Raw genomic sequence first — 372 nt, forward strand, 5'->3', positions numbered from 1 at the left:
GCTCCCCAACCTCCTCAACCCCTTACCCGAAACCCAACCGCCCCGATCCCCCGCGTTCCGCACGGCCGCATAATGCCGGGCATGACCGAACACAGCTCAGAAGCCCCGCCCACATGGTTCCGTCTGTCCGAGGCCTCGTGGGCCGAGATCGGCGAGGCTTATCGCAACGGCGCGACGGCCAAGGAGCTGTCGGCGCTATGGAAGGTCTCGCCCGGCAGCATCTATCGCCATGCCCAGGTCGAGGGCTGGACCAAGAAGCGCCATGCCGACGACGTGGCACGGGCCCATGTGGCGGCGCGGCGGGCTGAGGCGGACGAGGGGCGGCAAGCAGCGGGGGCGTCGCCGGCGCGGGCGCGGCGCGCGGACGGGGTG

Annotated in this window: 1 pseudogene; it reads left to right on the plus strand. The window is 71.5% G+C overall.

The features are described 5' to 3' along the window. Positions 1 to 81: 81 nt before the first annotated feature. Positions 82 to 372: pseudogene (locus DBR10_RS14715) on the plus strand (hypothetical protein); the annotation flags it as partial.

Origin of the sequence: Caulobacter sp. HMWF025 (assembly GCF_003060965.1) — a bacterium.
GTDB lineage: Bacteria > Pseudomonadota > Alphaproteobacteria > Caulobacterales > Caulobacteraceae > Caulobacter.